Here is a 3,829-nt window from a genome sequence, read left to right as displayed (position 1 = left end):
TAATCGCGAGGACGCGATAATGCGAAGGTATCCGAGGTTCATCTTTGTTTTCCTTGGTTTCTGGATGTCCGCGCGGCCTTTGCTGCGCATTATTTTGATTGCAAACCTCGGCGGCTTTCCAACCGTCTGAGGAGACATTCATGTTGAAGTTGCACGACGAGCTGATCGAAGAACTCGCTAAATTGCTCATGGAGCAGAACTACAATCCGGTGGTCGTGACCAACCATCGGCTCTATGCCCGCCGGTTCCTGGACTACCTGGCCGAGCGCGACATGCCGGTGGCGATGGTGACGCCAGCGCAGGTCGATCAGTATTTCCGCCACGCAGTCCATTGCTTTCATGGTCGCTACGGTCGGCCGCCCAGCTCGCGCTGGCACAGGCTACCAAATACGGCGATCGGCAGGTTGCTCCGGCTGGCCCAAGGCACATGGCCGCCAGAGGCTGAAATCGAACCCGGTAAAATGCTCCGGCACGCCATTTGCCATGATTACGAAACCTGGATGCGCGATGAACGCGGTCTATCGGATGCGACGATCGACGCGCGCTTGCGGGAGGCGCAGCGCTTTCTGGACTGGTACTGCGACCGCAGTGGCGCCGATGGTCTCCAAGGCTTGGCTATACGAGACATCGATCGCTACATGGACGCGCGCGCGGTCGGACTGCGCCGAATATCGCTCGCGGCATCTGCCGCGTGGCTTCGGTCCCTGCTGCGCTATCTCCATCAGTCGGGGCGAGTACCGACAGATCTGAGCGGGCAGGTCATCGGCCCCATGCTCTATGCCTATGAGGATGTTCCCTCGATCCTGGACCGAAGCCAGATCGACTTGGTTCTGAAGGCCACCGGCCGGGACAGATCACCGAGGGGGCTGCGCGACCATGCAATTTTGCAGATGCTGGCCATCTACGGGCTGCGAGAAGGCGAGATCTGCAATCTCCGGCTCGACGACATTGACTGGCGCGCGGAGTCGCTACGGATCCGTCATACCAAGACCAATGCCTGTTCCTACATGCCGCTGCTGACGCTGGTCGGCGATGCGGTGCTCGATTATCTGCGCCTCGGGCGCCCGCAGGTCGAAAGCCGGGAAGTCTTCATCCGCTCCTGCGCGCCCTATACTCGGATGAAGAACCTCTATGGCATGGTCGACAGGCGCCTGGCGGCTGCGGGCGTTATCCCGGAGGGAAAGCGTGGCCCGCATGTCTTCCGCCACGCGCGTGCGGTTGAACTGCTGCGGGCGTCGGTTCCGCAAAAGATCATCGGCGACGTGCTCGGACACCGGTCAACCGAGTCCACCAACGCCTACCTCAAACTTGCCACCGAAGATCTGCGGGCTGTTGCGCTCGACGTGCCCGGATCGGAGGTGTTGTCATGAGCGCCTGGCACGATCCCGATCGGACCGTTGTCGAGGACTTTCTCCGCACGTCCAGATTCGGCCAGAGAAGCAGTCACACTTACCGGTCTATCCTTCGCAGCTTCGAGGATGTTGCGCGCCGACACCCCGCAGTGGATCGCCAGATGATCGAGGACTGGCTGGGTGAAATGGCAACGCGGTGGAAATTGTCGACACTGTTGAACCAAGTCTGCATCGTTGACCGCTTCCTCGACTATCTGGTCCAGAACGAGTTGATCCCCGGCAATCCCGTCGCCGAGCTTCGCAGGCAGCACAACATCAAGCAGAACAAACCGATCTGGCGGGCTCTTGCCTCCTCCGATCCCGACGAGGCACTTGCCGACCTGCACCGGCCTGCGCCCTACGGCAGCGTTCTGGGCGAGTTCATGCGCGACCATGTCACGCAGATGCGAAACCGGGGATACCAGTATGAGACGCAGGCTCACTGGTTGCTGCGGTTTGACCGGTTCCTGCAATCGCATCCGGAATTGACCGGCGAGCCGCTCGAGTCGATGCTGTCCCATTGGGCAGCGGCCAAGTCCACCCGCAATCACGCGGCGGAATGCCAGAAGCTGGGGCGCATCCTGACCAAGGCGCGGCACCGGCTCGATCCGAACATTCCGCCGAAACGCTTCAACCCGCGACCGGAGCGGGAGGTCGCTCGGGAGCACCGGCGACCGCATATCTTCAGTCCGGCCGACATCCAGCACATGCTCGAAGTTGCCCGTTCCTATCCATCGCCGCATGCCCCGCTGCGGCCACGGACCCTCTACACCATGATCCTGCTGGCCTATTGCGCCGGGCTTCGACGTAGTGAGATCGCCCGGCTCGATCTGGGCGACCTCGACCTTAGATCCGGCACGATCACGATCCGGGAAACGAAATTCTACAAGACCAGGATCCTGCCGCTGTCGGGCAGCGTCACGACCGAATTACGCGTCTATCTCGATGCGCGGCGGCGCGCTGGTGCCCCACAGGACCCACAGTCGGGGTTGTTCTGGCAGGGCCACTTCAAGGGCCACCACACCCCGGAGACGGTCACCACGATGATCACCAACGTCATGCGCCGCGGCGGGTTCAAACCGCTTTCCGGACGGACGGGACCACGTGTGCATGACCTGCGGCACTCGATGGTCGTGAACCGGCTCCTTCAATGGTACCGGATCGGCATCAACCCGCAGGACCGGCTGCACTTCCTCTCGACCTATCTGGGTCACCGGGACATCAATTCTACGCTGGTCTACATCACCGTCACGCAGGATCTTCTGCAGGAAGCCAGCGAGCGGTTCCGCACCGTCGGCGCCCCGTGCCTCACCGTGGAGGCACTGTCATGAAATCGACCAAACCTTTCCCCGAATTGTTGCGAGCCTTCTTCCAGGAATGGCTGTTGGAACAGCGCAGCGCCTCGATCCATACCATCAAGTCCTATCGGGACACCTGGCGGCTGTTGCTCCGGTTCGTCGCGGAGCGAAACGGCGCCGGTGTCGCACGGATCACCCTGGCCGACATCTCCGCCGGCGAGGTGCGCGCGTTCCTCACCCATGCCGAGCATGGTCGCAAGGGCACGATCGGCACGCGCAATTGTCGGCTCGCCGCAATCCGCAGCTTCTTCAGCTTCGTGGCCGACAAGGACCCTGAATATATTGCCCAATGCGCCGAGGTCCTCACGATCCCGCTCAAGCGCAAACCCTCTGCCGCGCCTTGCTACCTTGAGCCAGGGGAGGTCGAAGCCATTCTCGCGCAGCCCGACCGGTTGATGATCGAGGGGATGCGAGATCATGTGCTGCTGTCGCTGCTCTATAATAGCGGTGCGCGCATCCAGGAGGCGCTCGATCTCTGTCCCAAGGCGATCCGGTTCGAAGCACCGTATTGCGTGCGCCTTTACGGAAAAGGTCGAAAGGAACGCATCTGCCCGCTTTGGCCGGAAACGGTGACGTTGCTGAAAAAGCTGCTGGAGCGGCAGCCGCGCGCACCGGATGAGCGCATCTTCGTCAATCGCTACGGCGAACCACTGGGAGCCTCGGGCGTGCGGTACAAGCTGGCGGCCTACGTTGCGGCGGCGGCGAAAACGACACCCACACTTCGTTCGAAGCATGTGACGCCGCACAGCTTCCGACACGCGACGGCCGTCCATCTCGTCGCGGCGGGTGTCGACATCACCGTCATCCGAAGCTGGCTGGGACATGTCAGCCTCGACACGACAAACCACTACGCCCAGGCCAACCTCGAAACCAAACGAAAGGCGCTCGAACGGGTCGGCGTTCCGACAGCAGGAAGTCGACCCGGGCGATGGAAACGTGACGCGGATCTGCTCGCCTGGCTCGATACCCTCTGACCCCGAACCAAGGAGAAATAATGTGAAGGACGTGGCCCTGAACTCCCCGAATGATAGCGATAGTCCCGCGTTCCTTCGCATTATCGCGTCCTCGCGATTACGCACC

3 protein-coding genes are annotated in these 3,829 nt (G+C 61.7%); all 3 read left to right on the top strand.

Annotated features, from left to right (window positions below; genetic code table 11):
- The first annotated feature begins 140 nt into the window (after positions 1 to 140).
- On the top strand, positions 141 to 1,370 hold the full coding sequence (locus ACSSV4_RS22925; protein ID WP_454277299.1) for a site-specific integrase: 1,230 nt from the start codon (positions 141 to 143) through the stop codon (positions 1,368 to 1,370).
- Positions 1,371 to 1,501: 131 nt separating this feature from the next.
- The gene (locus ACSSV4_RS22920; protein ID WP_454277298.1) at positions 1,502 to 2,722 is read left to right on the top strand and encodes a tyrosine-type recombinase/integrase; all 1,221 of its coding nucleotides are present in this window, start codon (positions 1,502 to 1,504) and stop codon (positions 2,720 to 2,722) included.
- Positions 2,719 to 3,723 carry a tyrosine-type recombinase/integrase gene (locus tag ACSSV4_RS22915; RefSeq protein WP_454277297.1) on the top strand — a complete coding sequence of 335 codons (1,005 nt, stop codon included), beginning with the start codon at positions 2,719 to 2,721 and terminating at the stop codon, positions 3,721 to 3,723. Before ACSSV4_RS22920 ends, ACSSV4_RS22915 begins: the two co-directional genes overlap by 4 nt.
- The last annotated feature ends 106 nt before the right edge of the window (positions 3,724 to 3,829 follow it).

This window comes from Roseovarius sp. MBR-154, assembly GCF_053628595.1.
The sequence above is the reverse complement of the archived record's forward strand: the minus strand, read 5'-3'. Positions and strand labels throughout refer to the sequence as shown.

Coding starts and splice junctions, on each gene's coding strand:
- ACSSV4_RS22925 (WP_454277299.1), top strand. CDS start 141: ATGTTGAAGTTGCACGACGAGCTGATCGAAGAACTCGCTAAATTGCTC.
- ACSSV4_RS22915 (WP_454277297.1), top strand. CDS start 2,719: ATGAAATCGACCAAACCTTTCCCCGAATTGTTGCGAGCCTTCTTCCAG.